This is a genomic window from Acinetobacter sp. CFCC 11171 (assembly GCF_003268405.1).
Classification (GTDB): domain Bacteria; phylum Pseudomonadota; class Gammaproteobacteria; order Pseudomonadales; family Moraxellaceae; genus Acinetobacter; species Acinetobacter amyesii.
This window is the reverse complement of record NZ_LQXP01000003.1, coordinates 63,247-82,909: the sequence shown is the minus strand read 5'-3', so window position 1 is coordinate 82,909 and position 19,663 is coordinate 63,247. Positions and strand designations below refer to the sequence as shown.

22 protein-coding genes and 1 pseudogene are annotated in these 19,663 nt (G+C 41.7%); 15 read left to right on the top strand and 8 right to left on the bottom strand.

Annotated features, from left to right (window positions below; all coding sequences use genetic code 11):
* Nucleotides 1–69 precede the first annotated feature (69 nt).
* The 4 genes from AVJ20_RS02890 to AVJ20_RS02875 all read left to right on the top strand — a co-directional run bounded on the left by AVJ20_RS02890 (nt 70) and on the right by AVJ20_RS02875 (nt 4,826).
* Nucleotides 70–519: a hypothetical protein gene (locus AVJ20_RS02890; protein WP_078189705.1), complete on the top strand. Its 450-nt coding sequence runs from the start codon at nt 70–72 to the stop codon at nt 517–519.
* Nucleotides 520–556: 37 nt separating this feature from the next.
* Nucleotides 557–3,199: a type I DNA topoisomerase gene (gene topA / locus AVJ20_RS02885; RefSeq protein WP_111884075.1), complete on the top strand. Its 2,643-nt coding sequence runs from the start codon at nt 557–559 to the stop codon at nt 3,197–3,199.
* Between the two features lie 169 nt (nt 3,200–3,368).
* Nucleotides 3,369–4,127: a hypothetical protein gene (locus AVJ20_RS02880; protein ID WP_111884074.1), complete on the top strand. Its 759-nt coding sequence runs from the start codon at nt 3,369–3,371 to the stop codon at nt 4,125–4,127.
* 126 nt (nt 4,128–4,253) lie between these two features.
* The gene (locus AVJ20_RS02875; protein WP_111884073.1) at nt 4,254–4,826 is read left to right on the top strand and encodes an HdeD family acid-resistance protein; all 573 of its coding nucleotides are present in this window, start codon (nt 4,254–4,256) and stop codon (nt 4,824–4,826) included.
* Between the two features lie 76 nt (nt 4,827–4,902).
* Here AVJ20_RS02875 and AVJ20_RS02870 read toward each other — a convergent pair whose 3' ends face one another.
* Nucleotides 4,903–5,352, bottom strand: a complete 450-nt coding sequence (locus tag AVJ20_RS02870; RefSeq protein WP_111884072.1) for a carboxymuconolactone decarboxylase family protein — start codon at nt 5,350–5,352, stop codon at nt 4,903–4,905.
* A gap of 83 nt (nt 5,353–5,435) precedes the next feature.
* Here AVJ20_RS02870 and AVJ20_RS02865 point away from each other — a divergent pair, with 83 nt between their 5' ends.
* Nucleotides 5,436–6,566 carry a glycerate kinase gene (locus tag AVJ20_RS02865; RefSeq protein WP_111884071.1) on the top strand — a complete coding sequence of 377 codons (1,131 nt, stop codon included), beginning with the start codon at nt 5,436–5,438 and terminating at the stop codon, nt 6,564–6,566.
* A 65-nt stretch (nt 6,567–6,631) separates the two neighbouring features.
* Here the strand turns inward: AVJ20_RS02865 and AVJ20_RS02860 are convergent, their stop codons facing one another.
* A complete protein-coding gene (locus AVJ20_RS02860; protein WP_111884070.1) occupies nt 6,632–7,015 on the bottom strand; it encodes a hypothetical protein in 384 nt (127 codons plus the stop codon).
* 97 nt (nt 7,016–7,112) lie between these two features.
* On the opposite strand from AVJ20_RS02860, the gene AVJ20_RS02855 reads away from it, so the two are divergent.
* The 5 genes from AVJ20_RS02855 (at nt 7,113) to AVJ20_RS02835 (ending at nt 10,807) form a co-directional block, all read left to right on the top strand.
* A complete protein-coding gene (locus AVJ20_RS02855; RefSeq protein ID WP_111884069.1) occupies nt 7,113–9,101 on the top strand; it encodes an ATP-dependent helicase in 1,989 nt (662 codons plus the stop codon).
* Between the two features lie 86 nt (nt 9,102–9,187).
* The gene (locus AVJ20_RS02850) at nt 9,188–9,439 is read left to right on the top strand and encodes an RNA recognition motif domain-containing protein (RefSeq protein ID WP_078189697.1); all 252 of its coding nucleotides are present in this window, start codon (nt 9,188–9,190) and stop codon (nt 9,437–9,439) included.
* 42 nt (nt 9,440–9,481) lie between these two features.
* Nucleotides 9,482–9,844 carry an ASCH domain-containing protein gene (locus tag AVJ20_RS02845; RefSeq protein ID WP_111884068.1) on the top strand — a complete coding sequence of 121 codons (363 nt, stop codon included), beginning with the start codon at nt 9,482–9,484 and terminating at the stop codon, nt 9,842–9,844.
* Nucleotides 9,845–9,919: 75 nt separating this feature from the next.
* Nucleotides 9,920–10,423: a DUF6586 family protein gene (locus tag AVJ20_RS02840; RefSeq protein ID WP_111884067.1), complete on the top strand. Its 504-nt coding sequence runs from the start codon at nt 9,920–9,922 to the stop codon at nt 10,421–10,423.
* Nucleotides 10,424–10,528: 105 nt separating this feature from the next.
* Nucleotides 10,529–10,807: a hypothetical protein gene (locus tag AVJ20_RS02835; protein WP_078192732.1), complete on the top strand. Its 279-nt coding sequence runs from the start codon at nt 10,529–10,531 to the stop codon at nt 10,805–10,807.
* Between the two features lie 74 nt (nt 10,808–10,881).
* Here AVJ20_RS02835 and AVJ20_RS02830 read toward each other — a convergent pair whose 3' ends face one another.
* From AVJ20_RS02830 to AVJ20_RS02810, 5 genes and pseudogenes are all read right to left on the bottom strand, one after another.
* On the bottom strand, nt 10,882–11,124 hold the full coding sequence (locus AVJ20_RS02830; protein ID WP_078192731.1) for a hypothetical protein: 243 nt from the start codon (nt 11,122–11,124) through the stop codon (nt 10,882–10,884).
* A 187-nt stretch (nt 11,125–11,311) separates the two neighbouring features.
* On the bottom strand, nt 11,312–13,030 hold the full coding sequence (locus AVJ20_RS02825; protein ID WP_111884066.1) for a cation:proton antiporter: 1,719 nt from the start codon (nt 13,028–13,030) through the stop codon (nt 11,312–11,314).
* A gap of 141 nt (nt 13,031–13,171) precedes the next feature.
* On the bottom strand, nt 13,172–13,327 hold the full coding sequence (rpmG, locus tag AVJ20_RS02820) for a 50S ribosomal protein L33 (RefSeq protein ID WP_001205031.1): 156 nt from the start codon (nt 13,325–13,327) through the stop codon (nt 13,172–13,174).
* 12 nt (nt 13,328–13,339) lie between these two features.
* Nucleotides 13,340–13,576 carry a 50S ribosomal protein L28 gene (gene rpmB / locus AVJ20_RS02815; protein WP_000048256.1) on the bottom strand — a complete coding sequence of 79 codons (237 nt, stop codon included), beginning with the start codon at nt 13,574–13,576 and terminating at the stop codon, nt 13,340–13,342.
* Between the two features lie 162 nt (nt 13,577–13,738).
* Nucleotides 13,739–15,186 (bottom strand): annotated as a pseudogene (locus tag AVJ20_RS02810) (coniferyl aldehyde dehydrogenase).
* A 116-nt stretch (nt 15,187–15,302) separates the two neighbouring features.
* On the opposite strand from AVJ20_RS02810, the gene AVJ20_RS02805 reads away from it, so the two are divergent.
* The 5 genes from AVJ20_RS02805 (at nt 15,303) to AVJ20_RS02785 (ending at nt 18,983) form a co-directional block, all read left to right on the top strand.
* Nucleotides 15,303–16,004, top strand: a complete 702-nt coding sequence (locus tag AVJ20_RS02805) for a TetR/AcrR family transcriptional regulator (protein ID WP_078192728.1) — start codon at nt 15,303–15,305, stop codon at nt 16,002–16,004.
* Between the two features lie 79 nt (nt 16,005–16,083).
* Nucleotides 16,084–16,950, top strand: a complete 867-nt coding sequence (gene purU / locus AVJ20_RS02800; protein WP_078192727.1) for a formyltetrahydrofolate deformylase — start codon at nt 16,084–16,086, stop codon at nt 16,948–16,950.
* A 210-nt stretch (nt 16,951–17,160) separates the two neighbouring features.
* Nucleotides 17,161–17,925, top strand: coding sequence for a TonB family protein (locus AVJ20_RS02795; protein ID WP_111884065.1), 765 nt, complete (start codon nt 17,161–17,163; stop codon nt 17,923–17,925).
* 30 nt (nt 17,926–17,955) lie between these two features.
* A complete protein-coding gene (locus AVJ20_RS02790) occupies nt 17,956–18,579 on the top strand; it encodes a MotA/TolQ/ExbB proton channel family protein (protein ID WP_078192725.1) in 624 nt (207 codons plus the stop codon).
* Nucleotides 18,579–18,983 carry an ExbD/TolR family protein gene (locus AVJ20_RS02785; protein WP_078192724.1) on the top strand — a complete coding sequence of 135 codons (405 nt, stop codon included), beginning with the start codon at nt 18,579–18,581 and terminating at the stop codon, nt 18,981–18,983. The genes AVJ20_RS02790 and AVJ20_RS02785 overlap by 1 nt, the downstream gene beginning before the upstream one ends.
* Before the next feature lie 83 nt (nt 18,984–19,066).
* Here AVJ20_RS02785 and msrA read toward each other — a convergent pair whose 3' ends face one another.
* The gene (gene msrA, locus AVJ20_RS02780; protein WP_111884064.1) at nt 19,067–19,591 is read right to left on the bottom strand and encodes a peptide-methionine (S)-S-oxide reductase MsrA; all 525 of its coding nucleotides are present in this window, start codon (nt 19,589–19,591) and stop codon (nt 19,067–19,069) included.
* Nucleotides 19,592–19,663: the final 72 nt, after the last annotated feature.

Here is a 19,663-nt window from a genome sequence, read left to right as displayed (position 1 = left end):
TTTATCGAGTGAACTTGCGTTTTATATTGCGCTTATGCAACTCTAATAAAGGAATATAAAGGTGGTGCTATGGAAAATACTGGAATCTGGGTTACCGTTTTTATTGTGGTCTTTGTACTTGGGTCGATTTTTGGACTTCGAGTAAATCCTAGAGAAAAAGCCTTGGGCATTATGCGCGAGAAGGCGCGTAAGATGGGGCTGCACCCACGTTTAGTGGCTGCACCTGCTTGGACCAAGATTCCAATGGCATCTGAAAAGCGTGCCAGTATGGTGGCGTATTACAGTGTGCTGATTCCAGATGCGCGTTTGCCTTTAATGCGTGCTTTAGTGGTCGATGACAAACTTGAACTGGTGCATGGTGATGACAAGTTCAAGGATTTAGCCATTACATTAAAGGGCATTTATGCTATTGATATGCAGGCAAACTGTGTAGGACTCTATTGGAACGAAGAATCTGACTTAAGAGCCACACAGCTTGATGATATGAAAGCATTTTTACATTCATTGGCTGAACTTTAAATTTTAAAAACCTATTAAACAGGAATGATGGTTAACTATGGCGAACGCTCCTCGGTCCACATCTAAAAGTACCACAGCAAAATCTGCCGATGCTGGGAAAAAGCGTGCGTTAGTGATTGTGGAATCGCCTGCAAAAGCGAAAACAATCAATAAATATTTGGGCTCTGATTACATCGTAAAATCATCGGTGGGTCATGTCCGTGATTTACCTACAGGCGGCTCGAGTAAAACAGCAGAGAAAAAGCCAGTAACTCGTGCAAAATTAACTGAAGCTGAAAAAGCCAAAAAAGCACAAAAAGCTTTGGTTAATCGTATGGGTGTAGACCCTGAAAATGACTGGAAGGCACAGTACGAAGTCCTACCGGGTAAAGAACATGTTGTTGCGGAACTGAAAAAGCTTGCATCGCAAGTTGACGAGGTCTATCTCGCAACGGATATGGATAGGGAAGGAGAAGCAATTGCTTGGCATTTAAAAGAAGTGATTGGCGGTGACGACTCACGTTATCAACGTGTGGTGTTCAACGAAATTACCAAAAATGCCATCCAAGAAGCGTTTAAACATCCTTCTCGCCTCGATACAGATAAAGTCAATGCTCAACAAGCCCGTCGTTTCCTCGACCGTATTGTGGGCTTTATGATCTCGCCACTCTTATGGGAAAAAATCGCCCGTGGTTTATCGGCAGGTCGTGTGCAATCTGTGGCTGTTAAACTTGTGGTTGAGCGTGAACGTGAAATTCGTGCCTTCGTTCCAGAAGAGTTTTGGCAAGTTTTTGCAGATACCAAGTCGCAGAAAGACGATATCCGCTTAGAAGCGGTGAAGCAAAATGGCAAGACTTTAAAACTGCACAACAAAGCTGAAACGGATGCTTTACTGAACCTGATTAAAGATGCCGACTACACAGTTTCAGCACGTGAAGACAAACCAACCAAGGTCAATCCAAGTGCGCCATACATCACGTCTACACTGCAACAAGCAGCGAGTACACGTTTAGGTTTTTCTGTGAAGAAAACAATGATGTTGGCACAGCGCTTATATGAAGCCGGCTTTATTACTTATATGCGTACAGACTCAACATTCTTGAGTGATGACGCTGTAAATATGGTTCGTGGTCATATTGAGTCTGAATTTGGTCAAAAATATCTGCCGGCGAAGCCAAACCGTTATGGCAATAAAGCTGGTGCGCAAGAAGCCCATGAAGCGATTCGTCCATCAAATGTAGCGCTAAAAGGCGATAGTTTGGTGGGTGTAGAGCGTGATGCGCAGCGTCTTTATGACCTGATCTGGCGTCAGTTCGTTGCATGTCAAATGACCCCTGCAGAATATTTATCATCAACGATTTTAGTCAATGCCAATGGCGTCGAACTCAAAGCCAAAGGCCGTACATTGGTCTTTGATGGTTTCACTAAAGTGCGTGGCCAAAACAAATCGGATGATGATGTACTGCTACCTGCTGTAAAAGTTGGGGAAGTACTCAAGCTTGAAAAATTAGATCCATCTCAACACTTTACTAAACCACCTGCGCGCTTCACTGAAGCATCATTGGTCAAAGAGCTTGAGAAAAAAGGGATTGGTCGTCCATCGACGTATGCTGCGATTATCTCAACCATTCAAGACCGTGGTTATGTGAAGCTCGATAACCGTCGTTTGTTCGCCGAGAAAATGGGTGAAATCGTGACAGACCGTCTCGATGAAAACTTTAATAACTTGATGAACTATGCATTTACGGCAGACCTTGAAGGCCAGCTGGATAAAGTCGCCGATGGTGATCGTAACTGGAAAGAGTTACTCAATAGCTTCTACGGTGATTTTAAAACACGCTTAACCACAGCTCAGGGTGAAAATGGCATGCGCCGTAATTTACCTGTAGAAGTGGATGCGGTGCACTGTAAAGAATGTGACCGTCCGATGCAGATTCGTACAGGGACTACAGGCGTGTTCTTGGGTTGTTCAGGTTATAACTTACCGCCAAAAGAGCGTTGTAAGGGAACTTTAAACCTGACACCTGTAGAATCATTGGCTGCATTGTCTGACGATGACTCGGCAGAAACAGCAGATTTAATGTCGAAAAAACGTTGTCCAATCTGTGAAACAGCCATGGACAGCTATGTGATTGATGGCGGTCGTAAGTTACATATCTGTGGTAATAACCCAGACTGTGCTGGTTTTGAGCTTGAAGAAGGTGAGTTCAAAATCAAAGGTTATGATGGTCCAACCATTCCGTGCGACAAATGTGATGGCGAAATGCAATTGAAGACAGGCCGTTTCGGTCCTTACTTTGCATGTAATAGCTGTGACAATACACGTAAAGTGTTGAAGAGCGGTCAGCCTGCACCTCCACGTGTAGATCCGATTAAAATGGAGCACTTACGTTCAACCAAACATGATGACTTCTTTGTTCTTCGTGATGGCGCAGCAGGTTTATTCTTAGCTGCAAGTAAGTTCCCGAAAGTACGTGAAACTCGTGCACCGAAAGTGGCTGAACTACGTTCTGTCGCAGATCAGTTGGATGCAAAATATCAGTTCATCTTACAAGCACCGGATGTCGATCCTGAAGGAAACCCAACATTGGTGAAATTCAGCCGTAAAAGCCAAGCGCAATATATTGGTTCTGAAAATGCTGAAGGCAAGCAAACCAAATGGTCTTTGGTGTACCAAGATGGTAAGTGGGTTGAGGCTTAAGCTTTAAAATCAATAAAATGCTGACTTCGGTCGGCATTTTTTATGTCTTTTGATCAAGGATTTTTTAAAGTAAGTAATCGATTGAGCTTTTAAATTGAGCAAGACATTCTAAGGATGTTCTGTTTTAATTCTGAAAATAAACGCTAAAAATTAATTGAGATCTTGGGGAATGTGGAAAAAAATTCGGGTACTGTGTTTATTGCTGATTTTATTGGTTGTCGCAGTCAATGCCTATAAAGACAAAAACCAAGACTGGAGTAAACCGATCTTTGTATTGTTACATCCAATTAATGCAGATGGTCGAGAGAGCACACAAGCGTATATACAGCAGCTCTCTGTCAATGATTTAAACGATGTTCAACAATATTTACAAATGACGGCACAGAAATACCGAGGACAACCGACTTATGTGTATTTTAAGTTAGGTCGCGAGCTGAAAGTTTTACCTCCCAAAGTACCCAATGATGCTGGCATGTTGGACATTATCTTATGGAGTTTGAAATTCCGCTACTATGCTTGGCAGCAGCATGAAAATGTAGATGGTGTTTCGAGTGTCACGCTATTTTTAAATTATTACGATCCGACCCAAACCAAAGAACTTAAACATTCCACAGCCTTGGAAAATGGTCGAATTGGATCGGTGAATTTATTTGCATCGAATAAACAGACAGCGCAGAATAAAATCGTTTTAGCCCATGAGTTATTACACGCTTTTGGTGCAACTGATAAATATGATTTGGCCACAGGTCAGCCTATCTTCCCTGTCGGTTATGCAGAACCTGAGCGGCAGCCTTTGTTTCCACAAAGCAAAGCTGAACTGATGGCAGGGCATATTCCTACCTCACAGACGCAAAGTAAAATGCCTGAAGATTTAGCTGATACTGTGGTGAATGACGTCACAGCGATTGAAGTGGGATGGAAAAAATAATGTGGATAAAACCTATCTTATCCACAGTCTAAGTCAGCAGTGTGGATAAGATTTGGACTTTTCTTTCATTTTTCTTCATCATAAAGTTGCATAATCCATTGAATAACGAATAACTTGAGAAAAAACATGAGAACAGTAGGCAACGATTTAATTCGCAGTCAGCTCCATGAAAACCGTAAGTGGTATCTCGGTTTAGGTGCTTTATTGGTGGTCTTCGGATTGGTCCTTTTGGCAGCTTTGCCATTCGCGACAATCACTGTCATTTATATTTTTGGTTTGCTGATGATGTTAGGTGGCGTAATTCACTTCATCGCAGCATTTAAAATTTTTGAAGGCGGCTACCGCTGGTTCTGGGCACTATTTGGTGTGTTGTATTTGGTCGCAGGCTATTATGCATTTACAACGCCTGTCAAAACGGCCATTGTCCTGACCAATTTGTTGGCGATTATTTTGATCATTGCAGGGGTCATTCGTATCTTTAATGCTGTGCTATTTCGAGCATTTCAAGGTTGGGGATGGACACTATTTTCAGGTCTATTGACCTTGATTACGGGTGTGATCATTTTAATGTCGCCTGATGCGCCATTTTGGGTATTAGGATTATTCTTGGCGGTTGATATTTTATTCCAAGGGGTCAACTACCTTACTTTGGCTTCTTATATTCGACGTGAAGTGCCGAAAAGCTCGGCAGAGCAGTAAGCGGCTTGCGGATTCGATAAATAAAAAAAGAGTGCTGAGGCACTCTTTTTTATTTACTTTTAATATGTACAACCCGTTAAGGTTTCACGCTATAGCGGCTACTAATGGCGATACGATTCCATGTGTTGATCACAATAGCCAACCATTCCACGGCACTGATTTGCTCATCTGTTAAAAAGGGCAAAGCATCTTCATAAACTGCATCGGGAACTTGGCCTTCAGCAATTAACGTGATCGCTTCGATCAAGTTTAAAGCAGCACGTTCTTTTTCATCGTAGTACGCAGTTTCACGCCATGCAGTCAGTAGGCTAATACGTTCAATGCTTTCACCAGTTTTCAGTGCATCGTGTGCATGCATACGAATACAGAACGCACATTCGTTGATTTGGGATGCACGTAATTTGAGTAAATGAGCTAATCCTTCACTTAGGCCAGCTTCATTTATTTTTTGTATTGCCAGTGCATCAAGTTCTGCAACTTTTTTATATAGCTCAGGTGCAGACTGACCTAGGTTGATTCGTGACATTTCGAACCTTTCTGATGTTTTTAGATATACCTGCTATTTTAAAACCGTTATGGTTGAGGATAAATTTTATTTTGAGCATTTAGATGACCACTTTTGTTCTTGCGCCCGATTCATTTAAAGAAAGTATGAGTGCTCAACAAGCCTGTGACGCGATGCGGCGTGCAATTTTAAAGCTCATACCTGACGCAAATGTCATCGCTGTGCCAATGGCAGATGGCGGTGAGGGAACTGTAGATGCGTTACTCAGTGCTTGCGACGGTCAAAAAGTGGCGATAGCGCTTACAGGTCCTTTGCCCAATCAACGTGTGACGACATATTTCGGTTTGATCGACGGTGGGAAAACCGCAGTGATTGAAATGGCAAAAGCCAATGGTATTCATCTTGTCGATATGGCTCAGCGAAATCCATTACTGACGTCAACTTATGGTACGGGCGAAATGATCCAGGCTGCTCTAGACTTCGGAGTAAGTAAAATTATCATTGGCTTGGGCGGAAGTGTGACCAATGATGGCGGTGCAGGTATGGCGCAGGCCTTGGGGGCACAATTTTTAGATGAAAATGGCTTGGAAATAGCAGTTTGTGGTGGTTGTCTCGATCAAATTAACAGTCTTGATTTGACGCAGCTCGACTCACGTTTAGCGCATACAGAAATTATCATTGCCAGCGACGTCATTAATCCACTATGTGGTGAAAATGGTGCATCCCATATCTTTAGCCCGCAAAAAGGTGCAACGCAGGAGATGGTGCGTCAGTTAGATCAGAACCTCAGTCATTATGCCGATGTGGTTGAAGCGACACTGGGTTGTACTTTACGTGATGTAGCAGGTGCAGGTGCTGCAGGTGGATTAGGTTTTGGGTTGATGGCTTTTGCAGGTGCATCGATGCAATCAGGTGTGGAATTGGTTATTGAACAAACTCAGTTGAAGGAAAAAATAGCACAGGCAGATTATGTGCTGACAGGTGAAGGGAAAATTGATCATCAAACTAAGTTCGGTAAAACACCATTTGGTGTGGCGCAGGTTGCAAAAAAGTTTAATAAACCCGTGATCGCCTTTGCTGGTCTAGTGGGTGAGGAAATAACAGAACTTTATGATTTAGGTTTCACACAGATTGTTGGGATTAATCCACCAGATTGTAAGTTGGAGGATGCATTAAAAAATGCGGAACTAAATTTGGAACATTGCTGTAGAAATGTGATGAGATGTTTGAAATAAAAATCAAGGTAAAATTTATGCATGCATCTAGTGAGTTTTAAGATAATCATAGTTAGAAAATATGATTAATTTGGTTGAGAATCTTTGCAATATTTTTCCATTGGTTTTTGATTTTTTGGAATTATATTTTCAATGTTTTTTATATTTTCTATTGCATTTTCTTTTGCCCGTTTCGCTTTTAATAATTCAGAATTCTCTGAAGCAATTTCATATTGTGCTTTACTCATTTTATAAGTTGCACATAAATTATCGGATATAAGCTTATGATTGCCAGAAATTAGAGCTACAGCTAGATCATCATGGAGTTGAATTCCTTTCTGATTATTTTTACTTATCAAGTGATCAAATTCAGTTTGAGTCAATTTTTTTGCGTAAGATGGATGATTTGTAAATATTAAAAGTAATAAAACTGGCTGAAGGAAATGGCTAATTAGCTTAAAATTTTTCATAAACTTATCTTTTTCTAGTTGTAATTTTGATCCTACATTAACATGTATTTTTTTTCAATCTGCTAAACTATACCTATCCATAAAATGATGAGTACACATGAGTTTAGCCAACCTGATTGATGAATTAAATCCTCAACAAAAACAAGCCGCAACAACAGAAGCACAGCATAGCTTGGTTTTGGCAGGAGCAGGTTGTGGTAAAACCAAAACCATCGTAGCGCGTGCAGCTTATTTAATTGATCAAGGCGTGCCTGCCAATCAAATTCAAATTTTGACTTTTACTCGCCGTGCGGCCAGTGAAATTGTCGCTCGTGTGGAGTTGGCTCTGGGTGAGCAAGCCAAAGGGTTACGTGCTTCAACTTTTCACACCTTTTGTATGTACCTATTGCGCCGCATTCCAAAAGCCTTTGGCCTAGAACAGTTTTCGATTATTGATCGTGATGATCAGCTCATGATGTTCCGCCTGATTCGTGGCCGTGATGATAAGAAAAACCCCAATCACTTGCCCAAGCCGAAAGAACTCTGTGATCTGTATTCCTTTGCGCGGAATACGCGCCAAAAACTTAGCATTGCCATGGAAAAGCAAATGCCTGAGTACTTTGCGTTGAAAGATCAAATCGCGGATATCATGAAAGAATACGAAGCTCGTAAACGTGCGCGTAGTTTTTTAGATTATGACGATATCTTGGCGATTGTGGCGAAAGCCTTGGCGGAATCAGATGGACTGGTCGATTATGTCGCTTCAATTTGTCGCCACATGTTGGTTGATGAAATGCAGGATACCAATCCGCTGCAATGGGCCTTACTTGAGCCACTAAAGGAACGTGTCAGTTTGTTCTGTGTCGGCGATGATGCACAGTCAATCTATGGCTTCCGAGGTGCAGACTTTGAAAATATTCATCATTTCAAAGAGCGGGTACCCGACGCACAGATTTTTAAACTTGAAAAAAATTATCGTTCAACCCAAGAAATTTTAGACCTGTCGAATTGGTTGTTGGATGAAAGCGAAATTAAATATGACAAACGCTTAGATGCCTATCGTGGTGAAGGGATTAAGCCGAAAATGCATATTTTCCCGAATGAGTTGGATGAAGCCAAATGGATTGCCATTGATATTAAAGAGCGTCATTACCTCGAAGGCAGCAAATGGTCGGATCATATGGTGCTTGTGCGTTCAAGCTTTGCTGCTCGTCATATTGAAGCGGCCTGTATTGCCGCAAATGTGCCGTATCGCTTTATCGGCGGCATGAAATTACTTGAAACAGCCCATGTAAAAGACTTGCTTAGTGTGCTGCGTGTAGTGGCCAATCCTTTAGATGATATTGCATGGATGCGTTTTTTAACCTTGTGGAATGGTGTGGGTGATGTAAGTGCGAGTAAGTTATCGCAGCAGATTTTACTCGAGCCAGAAATGCAAGCCATTGCAACCAAGTTGGAAAAGTTTGGCAAAGTACCTGACCAAGCGATTCTGATGATGAAGCAAATGTCGGTGTTGAAAGATCAGGTCAAAGAATGTGTAAGCTTGGCTGTTCAAGCGATTTCTGAGCAGCTGGAAGAAAACTATAAAAAAGATTGGAACCGCCGTGTCGGTGATTTTGATCTGGTGAAACAACTGGCATCCAAACATACACAGCTCAGTGAATTTCTTGAAGAGTATGTGCTCGATCCAGTTTCCATTTCTGAAATTGAACGCCAATCTGACAGTGATGTCGTGACTTTAATTACCATTCATTCGGCAAAAGGAACGGAGCAAAAAGTCTGTTATGTGGCGAATGTCACGCCAGGGCAATACCCGCATGCACGTGCCCAAGGCAATTTCGATGAAGTGGAAGAAGAGCGTCGCGTGTTATATGTGGCGCTGACACGTGCGCAAAATGAACTGATTTTGACTAAGCAAAACTTGAACCACTGGGCGCGTGAAACTGTCGATGAGCAAGGGCGTAAAGTAGAAAGTTACTTTATGAATGATTTAACTCGAAACCTATGTAGTTTGGAAACACATTATAAAACCCGTCAGCAAACCGTAAAAAGTGCGTTAATCGAAAGAAAATCGATTAATTTAGATTTTGGTATCGATCTCGATTAAAATAGATTTTTGACGTGATTTACACGCAAGTTAAAAAGCAAAATAGACAAATGCTTTTTGATGATGCTGTCTATTTGGAAGATTGAATGAAAATTTTAGTACGTAACTTAGAGCGTTCAGTTACTGAAGCAGAATTGGTTGAACTGTTTAAACCATTTGGCGCAGTAGAGTCTGCTGTTGTTGTTATGGATGCAAGCACAGGTAAATCGAAAGGGTTTGGTTTTGTCGAAATGCCAAATGGTCGTGAAGCTGTAAAAGCGATTAAAGGCCTGAATACTTTGAAAGTCAAAGGTGCAGGTATTCGAGTAAAAGCGGCTGAAGATAAGCCTAAAGCATAAATTCAAAAAGGAGCGTAACGCTCCTTTTTTTATCGGTGATCTATGAAAAAACGCTACTCGGCTTTGTCCATTGTTGCGCCATCTGGTTCGAACATTGCGTGTGGGCTTAAAACGCTTGGAGTCCGCTCATGGCAGCCCGAACATTTGCCTTTAAAAGATTTAGTGATCGTGGAAAATCAACGCTACTTACATGAAAGCGGAGATGAAGATATTGGACGTGCAGTGGCGATGGTCGATGTATATGATGTTCATGCATGGACTGAAACAGAGGTAGAGCAAGCGCAGGCGACCTATTGGGCCGCAGGGTACTGGGCTTGGCGTCTAGAAAATATCAGGATGATTGATTGGGATATGCCTGTTCCTGCAAAGCGTGACATTTATTTAATTGAAATCGATCATCCATAATATTTATTGTGAATTTCCTAAAAATCCGTTTAAGCTTATTCATGTAGAAAAACGCCAAAATTTAGGGAATTGTTCATGTCTCGTGTTGCTCGCTTTCATGCTGATCGTACCAATCAAAAGTTATATTTTAGCCGTCTTGCATGTCAGCAAGCCGAGCAGACCGATCATGTTCAACAAGCTCAGGCTTATCGCGAAGCAGCGGTTTTTCATTTGCATGGTGCAGTACTTGCGTTTTTACAAGAGTTGGTGCGTTACTATCGTTTAAATGAGCCTGCGCCCACGTTAAAGTCGATTGAAACGCTGATGGCTGAAAAAGGTCAGGTATCACCTGAAGTGACTGTTATGCAGCAATTGGCAAAGCAGGGATTTATTGCAGAGCTGAAACGCGCACATCGTATGTGTCAGTATGCACCTGAACCGTCTGCACCAGAGCCAGAAGATGAAACGTCTTCAAATTTAATTATTAAAGTCACTCAAACACCGCAAGCATGGTTGCCAGATACCGCTATTTTGCGTGAATGGCATCGTGATCTAACCCAATTGATTGATGGATTTCGTAACGAGATGGTGGAATTCTAATCGGACTATTGCTACTTGAAATAAATTTATTTAACCCGATATAAGATTATCTAAGTAATACAAAGTGCAGATGCCTTTATCACCATGTTGCGCATGGAGGGATATATGTCTATAGAACAGTTGAAAGAACTCTTTGGGAACCAGGAAGCAATTTTAGAGCTGGTTCAATTGGAAGGTGGTGAGTTGGCATTGCGTAATGCAGGCTCAGAAAAAGAGCCTTTGGTGACTATCCAATTCAATGAAGAATTACGCAATATTTTGGGCGATCAAATGAGTGTGATCGCTCAGCAAATGATTCAGGCTGCATTGTTTGGTTTGTTAGAAAAACAAGTGGATGAATGGCATGCCGAAGTGGTCGATGAAAAACCTAAATATATGAGCTAATCATATAGGCACTGATTTTTAGATCATGATGAAAACGCACCTTTCGGTGCGTTTTTTTATACCCAAAATGGCACTTAGACTGTGCCCAGTTCAGTAGGTGAGATCAGTATCGAACCTAAAAATACAATAAAGACCCCGATGAGCTGTAAGAAAAAAGGATTTTTGGCATCTTGCCAATACAAAATCAGAAAGACGATGGAAATGGGATAAAACAATAGACAGCCTAGACCCCATAAAATACTGGTTTTAAATGCAGCGATGAGAAAGCCCAGACCGCCAATCAAAATAATGGCAAGGCCTAAATAGAGTATGTACATGTTTTTCTCGTTTCTTGTTTGAAGTTTTTAAAATGATGCTTCGTTTGATGCTCATTTTATCAACATGTTTTTTAAATTCAATTAGTTGTAATTTTAAAATTACTGAATTATATCCATTAAAAAAAGGCGATGCTTTAATACATCGCCTTTTGGGTTTTGCTCATAAGAACTTAATTAGGTACTTAGTTTAGTGTGTCGGAGTTTGGTGATGGGCAATTTGGATTTGATTTAAAATATGATTGCTCATATTTTTCGCCATTTCCTCTTTGGCATAATAAACCTCACCGATATTGTCACGACGAATGACTTCAGCTTCTTCTTTACTTTCCGCACACACCAATACTTGGATAGAAGGATTCAGCATTTTGGCAATATCGACAATTTTATGAATATCTAAAATATCCATAGGTGAAATGACCAAAAGGCGTGCGTGTTGAATATGGGCTTGAATTAAAACCCCAGGTTCTGTTGCTACACCGGATACCGCAGCGATGCCTTTTTCCCGCAAGTTTTCCACGATTTCACGGTTTTCTTCAGCAATAACCACTTTAATGTTTTCATTCATTAATTCGCGGGTAATACGACGACCGACTTCACCATGACCAATCAGCACCACCTGATCACGCAGATAATCCTGTGAGACCTCATCCGGCAACATGGCCAATGGGTCACTACTACGTTCCAGTAAACGGGCCAAATTCGAGCGCTCACGGATGAGTCGCTGCATAGGCTCGATGGCTGAAAATATAAATGAATTCAGCGTAATCGAGATTAAAGCGCCTGCCAGTATCAGATTTTGACCTTCCATTGAAAGGAGATTTAGAGATACACCTAAGGTCGCCAAAATAAATGAGAACTCACCAATCTGCGCCAAACTCGCCCCAACGGTTAATGCGGTATTGATAGGGTAACGGAAGAACAACACCAACGCCATTGCAGCGATGGTCTTACCAATCATGATAATGCCGACTACTGCTAAGACGTGAAGCGGTTGTTCAATCAAGATCCGTGGATCAAACAGCATGCCGACGGAGACGAAAAACAAAATCGAAAAAATTTCACGAAGCGGAAGGGTTTCTTCTTCTGCACGGTGACTAAAGTCAGACTCTTTGACCACCATACCGGCAAAAAATGCGCCCAGTGCCATGGATACACCAAATACCTTGTAGGCACCAAAGGCAATAGACACAGCTGCTGCAACCACGGTAAGCGTGAATAATTCACGTGAGCCTAAGCGTGCAACCACTTGCATAATCATTGGCACTAAGCGTTTACCAATGATTAGCATAAAGGCAATAAAACCTGCCACTTTGAGTAAGGTAATACCAAGGGTGAGCCAGATATTTTCATCTGCACTACTTTCTGTGAGTGGCTGTCCACCAAGCAATACTGCTGTGGCAGGGAGTAAGACCAGAACCAAGACCATGACCAGATCTTCAACCAAGAGCCAGCCTACAGCAATTTTACCATTCACGGAGTTAAGTAAGCCTCGGTCACCGAGAGCCTTGAGGAGAACCACCGTACTTGCACACGACAAACTTAAGCCAAAGACCAGCGCTGAGCCCATGCTCCAGCCCCAAAGCATGGAAATTCCCATACCCAGTAAGGTCGCCACTGCAATTTGTAATACTGCACCTGGAAGCGCAATACGTCGAACTTGCATTAGGTCGCTGAGTGAGAAGTGCATACCTACACCAAACATCAGAAACATCACACCAAGTTCTGCCAACTGGTTGGCAAGGTGGATATCACCAACTACTCCAGGCGTATTTGGGCTAATAATAATACCGGCAATCAGATAGCCGATGAGGGGAGGAAGTCGCAGGCGCGCAGCTATATAGCCAAAAATTAAGGCAAAACCAAAGCCAACAGCAAGTAATATTATGAGTTCTACATCATGAGGCACTAAAAACTCCTTAAGCCTAAGTTAAGGGTAAAAAAGACAAGCACAAAAAGTGCCAAAAGCATTTTGAAAGTTTAGCAATTCGAATAAAAAAAATGCAAAAAAAAACGACCTAAGCAGGTCGTTTTTTTCAAAAAACTAAAATTATTTGATTTTAGCTTCTTTGAAAATTACGTGTTGACGGATTTTTGGATCAAATTTTTTGATTTCCATTTTTTCCGGCATAGTACGTTTGTTCTTAGTGGTAGTGTAGAAATAACCTGTACCAGCAGAAGAAACTAGGCGAATTTTATCACGCATGTTCGTAGCTCCTTAGATCTTTTGACCTTGAGCACGTAGGTCAGCAACAACCTTTTCGATGCCCAATTTGTCGATAATACGCATACCTTTAGTAGTTAGACGAAGACGTACGAAACGTTTTTCGCTTTCTAACCAAAAACGGTGGTGATGCAGGTTCGGCTCGAACCGGCGTTTAGTTTTGTTGTTGGCGTGTGAGACGTTGTTACCAACGACTGGACGCTTGCCGGTAACTTGGCAAACCTTAGACATGGTGTAACTCCATTGATTTAGCCAACAGCAAATCTGTATGGCCAGTCAAAAAAAACATTGAATTCATTCAAGGGGCGTTTTATATCAAAAATGCGCTTAAAAGACAAGCGATTTTGCATAAAACGAACGATCACCTGGTGTGATCGTTCATGCCTTGATCGTTTATCGAAGAAGTGTCTTCGAAATCAGTTTGTGGATCGGCTTATTGAACGGTGGAAGAATGAATTTCAAACTATAGAGTTTTGGATTCGACATCACCGAGCGTTCATGCGACAAACTGAAGAAACCTTCTGGACCATGATATTTACCCATACCCGAAGCCCCCACACCGCCAAACGGCAGGTCATCTTGAGCAACATGGGTTAATACCGTGTTTTGTCCGAAATGTCCTGAATGGGTACGTGTTGCGACATAGTCGCACGTGCCTGATCAAAGTCGAAATAGTATAAAGCAAGTGGACGAGGACGGCTATTAATAAAAGCAATAACCTCGTCAATTTGATCATATTCCATGATCGGAAGGATCGGACCGAATATTTCATGCTGCATAATTTGCATGTCTGGAGTGACACCTGTTAACACAGTCGGTGCAATTTTACGTACAGCGGCCACATCTTCATTTTGTGGGTTAAAACTGATGATTTGTGCGCCTTGATCACGTGCATCTTCTAAATAACCTTGTAGGCGCTTGTACTGCTTGTCATTAATAATCGAGGTGTAGTCCTGATTATGAGCAATACTTGGGTACATAGCTTCAACGCACACTTTATAGTGATCTAAAAATTCAGCAGTTTTACCACGAGGTAAGAACACATAATCAGGTGCAACACAAGTTTGACCTGCATTCCAAAGTTTACCAACCGCAAGACGCTGTGCAACATCCGCAAGGTCAATAGACGGATGAACCAATACAGGTGACTTTCCGCCTAATTCTAAAATCACAGGAACTAAGTTTTCAGACGCAGCAGCCATGACGGTTTTACCGACATTGGTCGAGCCAGTAAAAATCATTTTGTCGAAGGCAAGGTGACTAAACGCATCTGAAATTGGGCCACCACCGTTGACGACTGCGACCAATTCTTGAGGAAATGCTTCTGCGAGAGCTTTTTCGAGCACATCACCGAATGCCGCAGAGGCACTCGAAATTTTGATCATGGCATGGTTGCCTGCAGCCAAAGCACAAATCAGTGGGCCTATAGAAAGAAGCAGTGGGTAGTTCCATGGCGTAATAATGCCGACGACACCAAGTGGTTGATATTGCACCCATGCTTTTGCAGGTTGGTGAATAATTCCGACATGGCGTTTGGATGGTTTCATCCAGTCTGTCAAATGCTTGCTATAATATTTGATGTGTTCAAGACATGTGAGCAACTCACCAATCTTGGTTTCACCAATAGAACGGTTACCATAGTCTTGATTAATTGCATCAGCAAATTGATCTTGATACTTAACTAAGATACGCTTAAGCCGAGCCAAACGGTCTATACGTTCCTTCGCTGTAGGCAATGGGTAACGTAAATATGCTTGTTTCTGCTGTTCCAACATATTGTTGAGATGCTGGTGATCAAAAGAATGTGGTGTCATTGAAGTTGTTTTTGTTTGACTATTCATGTCGCACGACCATATCCAAATTAGCGATTAATTAATTTTTAGAGCAAATACTCTAAATAGTCAAGTTACTTTATGTGTTAGTGTTCTAATGCTTTGAAATAAATGGTTGTTTTAGGATGTCTCACACCAAAACCTTAAAAACGAAAGAACGTATTTTGCAGCTGAGTTTGCAGTTGTTTAATGAGCGTGGCGAGCGTTCAGTGACAACCAATCATATTGCTGCTGAACTGGGAATGAGCCCAGGTAACTTGTATTACCATTTCCGAAATAAAAGTGAAATTATTAAGGAATTAATGGAGCAATATCAGCATGAAACGCTAGAAATGTTAGCGCTTCCTGATGATCGTCAGCTTGATGCCAATGATAAAATTCGCTATTTCCAAGTGTTAAGTAGCCAATTATGGGCTTATCGCTTTTTACATCGTGATGTTTATCACTTGGTCGAAAATAATGAAGATTTCCGCAAAATGTATCCACGTTTTGCCGGTCAAGTTATGCAACAAGGGCAGAAAATTTATCGTGCTTTTGTCGATGCAGGCTTAATGCAGATGACCGATTCTGAAATTGAAGCCTTGACCATTAACTTGTGGATTGTGCTGACCAACTGGACCAACTTCCTTTATATGTCGGGCCATATTACCGACTCCAACACTTTGGAAGAAAAGTGGGTGTGGCAAGCACTGCGACAAATGGTGTTCTTAGAAGGCGCATATCTACGTGGTGAAAGCCGTGAAACCTATGAGCGACTGCTCGAAACTTTAGGGCCGTCGGACTTATTTGCAAGTCTTTCAAACGTAAAGCATCAGGTTACTGAATAAGACTATTTAGTCTGGCTTTAAAAAGCGTTAGAATACTCGGCTCTTTTTTCAATTTAACTGATTAGTGATATAAACCAACATGAATATGTCGACCGCTAACACAGCACGCTTACTCATTACCTGTGAAGATAAACCAGGGATTGTGCAAGCTGTATCGAGCTTTTTGTATCATCAGGGAGCAAATATTACCGCACTTGATCAATACGCGACTGAAGCTCAAGGGGGGCGATACTTCATGCGTGTTGAGTTCGAATTGGACAATTTACAAAGCCGTAAAGAAAGTCTAACTCAAACATTTGCGAGCAATGTTGCTGAGCGTTACAACATGCACTGGCGTTTAGCTTTAGTCAGTGATGTGAAGAAAGTCGGTATCTTGGTGTCTAAAGTTGACCATGCATTGCTTGAACTGTTGTGGCGTCATGCACGTGGTGGTTTGCCATGTGAAATCACCAAAGTCGTGTCTAACCACGATGCTTTACGTGAATCTGTAGAAAATTTCGGTATTCCGTTTGAGGTTGTTCCTGTAAACAAAGAAAACAAACGTGAAGCTTATGAGCAAATTGATCAGTTGATGCAAGGCAATGATTTACTCGTTCTTGCTCGTTATATGCAAATTTTAGACGAAGAATTTGTTCAAAAATGGGAAATGAAAGTGATCAACATTCACCATTCATTCCTCCCAGCCTTTGTTGGTGCGAACCCATATAAGCAAGCGCATGAAAAAGGCGTGAAACTGATTGGTGCAACAGCGCACTATGTGACTGCTGATCTTGACCAAGGGCCGATTATTGAGCAAGACGTAGAGCGTGTCAGTCACGACTTTACCGTTGAACAATTGCGTGAGTTAGGTCAGGACGTAGAGCGTAATGTACTCGCACGTGCAGTCAAATGGCATCTTGAAGATCGTATTATTGTCGATGGTAATAAAACTGTTGTATTTCAATAAAACGAGATAAATTTTTGAATAAAAGGGCATACTTTAGGTATGCCTTTTTTATATTATGATTAAAAAAAGTCATTAAAACTGACGAATTAATAGTTGCAAATGAAAACACTTCTCATTTATTATTGCCGTACTTTAATTGTGCTAACCGATGAGCATGATTGTATTTTTGACAAAATAAATGCAATCGCTTCTTCAAGGTAACTGAGTTTAATGAGTCAATCTCCCGCTCCAATGATGCAATCACCTAACCCGATGAAAAAGAAAATCATTACTGCGCTTCTCGCTGTTGTGGTAGGGCATATGGGAGTATTATGGGCGGTCAGCAATATGAAAGCACCAGAACTTAAACCGATCGAAAAAGATCCGATTAAAGTTCGCTTTGTGAAGATTGTTGAAGAGAAAAAACCAGAACCTCCGAAGCCAAAACCAGAACCGAAGAAAGAGCCACCAAAGCCAAAAGAAGTTAAAATTGTAGATAAGCCTTTACCACCTCCACCGAAGAAAGTGGAAAAAGTGGAACAAGTGAAAAAGAAAGATGCGCCGAAACCAACTGTTGAAGCGGTCAAAAACGTACCACCAACACCTGTTGTTTCAACTGTGGTTTCTGAAACGAAAGTCGTTCGTGTTGAACCAACACCTCCGGCACCTGTTGCACCACCACCTGCGCCACCAGCACCACCTGCGCCACCGACACCTAAAACTGTGAGCATTGGTAATGGTGTCAGTTGGATTAAGAAACCTAATGTTCAATTTGAAGATGGTGAATTAAAAGCGTCGTGTACAGTTGAAGTTGCGATTGCAGCAAGTGCTGAAGGTAAAGTCGAATCAGCAACGATTAAAAACTCGACTTGTGGCGCTGCTGTAAACCGTAAAGTGACTGCTGCAGTGAAGCGTGCACGTTTATCCAAATATATTGATAATGGTGTGGCAACTCCGACGCGAGTTGATCAACCATTCAACTTTAAACTTAATTAAGATTCCGGCTAACCCATTAGGAGTTCGAATATGAACTTTTCAGTTTATTGGCAACATGCAGATGCAGTCAGCAAAACACTGTATTTCGTGTTACTTGCAATGTCGATTGCGACTTGGACGATCTTCGTTCTTCGTATTATGGGCACACGTCAGCTCAAACAAGTGGCGTATAACCACCTTGCAGATGCACTAAGCAAACTGAAAGCGAAATTTGCTCCTTTGGCTTTTGAACAACGTAAGGCTGTGGCTGAACAAGCATTACTACGTCAAATTTCGGTAGAAAAAGCTAATGCTGAAAAAGGCGTATCTGTATTGGGTACGATTGCTTCAATTGCACCGTTCGTAGGTTTGTTCGGTACAGTATGGGGTATTTTCCATGCCCTTGTAGCAGTGGGTAAAAGCGGTCAAGCGGGTCTTGCACAAGTAGCAACACCAGTCGGTGAAGCCTTGATCATGACGGGTCTTGGTTTGGCTGTGGCGATTCCTGCGGTTTTGGCTTATAACATCTGTGTTCGTTTTAACCGTACACTGTCGAATGAATTGCAAGATCAAGCGCATGGTTTATTGATTGATACTATGTTGCAACAAGAATCTGCAGCGAAGAAAGAAGACGTGAAAACTGCACAGCAAAGTTTAGCTGGAGGTCAAGCTTAATGGCTTTTCAATTGGGTGAAGACAACGATGCTGGCATGAATGAGATGAACCTCATTCCGCTCATCGATATTATGTTGGTATTGATGATCATCTTCTTGGTGACTGCGACTGTTGCCAACCCATCAATTCCATTAACCTTGCCACAAACGACTGCAGAAGTGATTGATCTGCCAACTGAAAGCGTAACCATCAGCATTAACTCAGCGGGTGATATCGCTTGGAATGGTGATATTGTGACGCTTGAAGATTTAGAAAGTCGTCTAAATACAGCTGGTCAGCAAGAACGTAAGCCTGCATTGGTATTAAAAGCCGATAAAGAATCACGTTATGACACAGTTGCACAAGTGATGTCGCGTGCGAGTGGAGCCGGACTCAGCGATATCGCCTTTGCCAGTGATAACTAAGCACTGAGCTAAGATAGAAAAAAGCGACAGAAATGTCGCTTTTTTTATGTCTCTATTTTGAAAATAGATGCCGTTTAATTAGATCACTCAGACTTGAGTAGGTCTTGAAATTTGCTACGTAATTTCATGAGTTTAGGTGGTATTGAAAAATTACAATAACCTTGGTTTGGGTTACGTGCAAAGAAGTTTTGATGATATTCTTCGGCAGGGTAGAAGGTTGGCATTGGACTCAGTTCAGTCACGATATTGATGCCTTCAGCTTTTAATTCTTCAATACGTTGTTCAGCAAGCTGCTTTTGTGATTCGTCCTGATAGAAAATCACTGAGCGATACTGTGTACCGACATCATTGCCTTGACGGTTCAGCGTGGTTGGATCGTGAGTTGTGAAAAATACATCTAGCAATTGGCTAAAACTGATTTGGCTGTCATCAAAATTGATCTGAATGACTTCTGCATGTTGGGTATTCCCCTCACAAATTTGCTCATAGCTCGGATGCTGAGTAACTCCCCCTGCATAACCACTGACGACTGTTTGCACGCCCTTTAGTTGTAGAAAAACTGCTTCTACACACCAAAAGCACCCACCACCAAATACCGCTTGTTGCATAGTGAAATCCTATCTTGTTCCCTGATGTTTAATATGGGGTTATAGCTAAAAACTGCAATGTACGTCTGTATA

Bases quoted from the DNA above. Each gene is read 5' to 3' on its own strand.
- AVJ20_RS02890 (WP_078189705.1), top strand. From the start codon at position 70: ATGGAAAATACTGGAATCTGGGTTACCGTTTTTATTGTGGTCTTTGTA.
- AVJ20_RS02805 (WP_078192728.1), top strand. From the start codon at position 15,303: ATGTCTCACACCAAAACCTTAAAAACGAAAGAACGTATTTTGCAGCTG.
- AVJ20_RS02865 (WP_111884071.1), top strand. From the start codon at position 5,436: ATGACCACTTTTGTTCTTGCGCCCGATTCATTTAAAGAAAGTATGAGT.
- topA (WP_111884075.1), top strand. From the start codon at position 557: ATGGCGAACGCTCCTCGGTCCACATCTAAAAGTACCACAGCAAAATCT.
- AVJ20_RS02835 (WP_078192732.1), top strand. From the start codon at position 10,529: ATGTCTATAGAACAGTTGAAAGAACTCTTTGGGAACCAGGAAGCAATT.
- AVJ20_RS02790 (WP_078192725.1), top strand. From the start codon at position 17,956: ATGAACTTTTCAGTTTATTGGCAACATGCAGATGCAGTCAGCAAAACA.
- AVJ20_RS02850 (WP_078189697.1), top strand. From the start codon at position 9,188: ATGAAAATTTTAGTACGTAACTTAGAGCGTTCAGTTACTGAAGCAGAA.
- AVJ20_RS02855 (WP_111884069.1), top strand. From the start codon at position 7,113: ATGAGTTTAGCCAACCTGATTGATGAATTAAATCCTCAACAAAAACAA.
- AVJ20_RS02840 (WP_111884067.1), top strand. From the start codon at position 9,920: ATGTCTCGTGTTGCTCGCTTTCATGCTGATCGTACCAATCAAAAGTTA.
- AVJ20_RS02845 (WP_111884068.1), top strand. From the start codon at position 9,482: ATGAAAAAACGCTACTCGGCTTTGTCCATTGTTGCGCCATCTGGTTCG.
- rpmG (WP_001205031.1), bottom strand. From the start codon at position 13,327: ATGCGTGATAAAATTCGCCTAGTTTCTTCTGCTGGTACAGGTTATTTC.
- AVJ20_RS02870 (WP_111884072.1), bottom strand. From the start codon at position 5,352: ATGTCACGAATCAACCTAGGTCAGTCTGCACCTGAGCTATATAAAAAA.
- purU (WP_078192727.1), top strand. From the start codon at position 16,084: ATGAATATGTCGACCGCTAACACAGCACGCTTACTCATTACCTGTGAA.
- rpmB (WP_000048256.1), bottom strand. From the start codon at position 13,576: ATGTCTAAGGTTTGCCAAGTTACCGGCAAGCGTCCAGTCGTTGGTAAC.
- AVJ20_RS02785 (WP_078192724.1), top strand. From the start codon at position 18,579: ATGGCTTTTCAATTGGGTGAAGACAACGATGCTGGCATGAATGAGATG.
- AVJ20_RS02830 (WP_078192731.1), bottom strand. From the start codon at position 11,124: ATGTACATACTCTATTTAGGCCTTGCCATTATTTTGATTGGCGGTCTG.
- AVJ20_RS02795 (WP_111884065.1), top strand. From the start codon at position 17,161: ATGAGTCAATCTCCCGCTCCAATGATGCAATCACCTAACCCGATGAAA.
- AVJ20_RS02880 (WP_111884074.1), top strand. From the start codon at position 3,369: ATGTGGAAAAAAATTCGGGTACTGTGTTTATTGCTGATTTTATTGGTT.
- msrA (WP_111884064.1), bottom strand. From the start codon at position 19,591: ATGCAACAAGCGGTATTTGGTGGTGGGTGCTTTTGGTGTGTAGAAGCA.
- AVJ20_RS02875 (WP_111884073.1), top strand. From the start codon at position 4,254: ATGAGAACAGTAGGCAACGATTTAATTCGCAGTCAGCTCCATGAAAAC.
- AVJ20_RS02860 (WP_111884070.1), bottom strand. From the start codon at position 7,015: ATGAAAAATTTTAAGCTAATTAGCCATTTCCTTCAGCCAGTTTTATTA.